The sequence below is a fragment of the Arhodomonas sp. KWT genome (assembly GCF_010993615.1).
This window is the reverse complement of the sequence record NZ_WNXE01000502.1, coordinates 1-1,179: the sequence shown is the minus strand read 5'-3', so window position 1 is coordinate 1,179 and position 1,179 is coordinate 1. Positions and strand designations below refer to the sequence as shown.

At 64.3% G+C, this 1,179-nt stretch carries 1 protein-coding gene and 1 tRNA gene; both read left to right on the top strand.

The annotated features are described in order from the left end of the window. Positions 1 to 99 precede the first annotated feature (99 nt). Positions 100 to 176, top strand: a tRNA-Met gene (locus G7A99_RS20240). A gap of 394 nt (positions 177 to 570) precedes the next feature. Continuing rightward, on the top strand, positions 571 to 915 hold the full coding sequence (locus G7A99_RS20235; protein WP_163143638.1) for a hypothetical protein: 345 nt from the start codon (positions 571 to 573) through the stop codon (positions 913 to 915). Positions 916 to 1,179 lie beyond the last annotated feature (264 nt).

Sequence of the window (1,179 nt, the reverse complement as noted above, 5' to 3'; positions counted from 1 at the left end):
GCCCCCCGTAGGCCGTTCACCGCAGGAGCGCGTGCTGGCCCGCGCTTGACAGCGCGGGTCACCGAGGCAAAAATACGCGCTCGCTGAACGCGATACCGTGGCTACGTAGCTCAGTTGGTTAGAGCACCACACTCATAATGTGGGAGTCGGTGGTTCGAATCCACCCGTAGCCACCATTCCTCTCCCTCCCGGAACTGTTCTCCTGGCGTATCCATACATCCGCGCCTCCCGACTCGCAGCGGCGTGTGCCAATGCTGCGTCCTTCGCTGGTCCATGGTCCGATCGTGAGCGCGGCGCTCCATTCCGGTGGCGGTTGAATCCCGAACCGCGGCTGCGCCGTTCATCCCTTGCGTATGTCCATCTCCTGCCCCGATACCGATGCGAGGCGAACCGGGCATTGAATTCGACGGCTTCCAGCCGCAGTACCAGCGGTCCTGGCAGGATTCGCCGTGAATACACGCTCAATCGTCACGATCGCCATTTTTAATAGCGCACATATAGTCCGTTTACGAACTATTATGATAGGATGCTATCGTTCTTTGGGAATGAGAAATCACAGGAGGCATTACCATGACCAAGACGACCATTACCGCACTCGCCGCAGCCATCACCCTGGGCCTTGGCTCCGCCACTGCCGGTGCCGCTTCCGTGGGTAACAACGGAACGCTCGGCGGCCGGGTTTCGCCGCAGGACCTCACCCCGGCCGGTGTTCAGGCCGATGCGGGGCTGTCGGCTCACTTCGCCGGCCCGGCGGACGCGGATATCGACCCGCGGCTGCTCGGCGGTGAGCTGATGGAGCAGGACATCAATCCCGTGCGGTCGGGGCCGACGACCGAGCCGGTGCGCGCTGTGAAGACGGACGGCCGCGTGTACTACGGCAAGGTCAGCCCGGTGAGCGATAGCGTCTCCGGCTAAGGCCGGTGTCATTGTCGCGGGTGATGTCCGTCCCCGAGTAACGCCACGCGACACTGACGGAGCCCGGGGCTCCCCAGGGACGCCCCCGGGCCCTGACCTGACTCCTTTCCCCTCCTTGATAACGCCGTAGCCCCCGGGCTACGGCGTTTGCCTTTGGTGGGCCACCGTCACGGACCGCTCGCTCGGAGGGCGTCCCCCGTCATGGATACGCCCTGGCGTCTCTGCCGTTGCCCGGCTATCGCTGGAATGGCCGGGAGGCCACCA

Coding starts and splice junctions, on each gene's coding strand:
- G7A99_RS20235 (WP_163143638.1), top strand. CDS start 571: ATGACCAAGACGACCATTACCGCACTCGCCGCAGCCATCACCCTGGGC.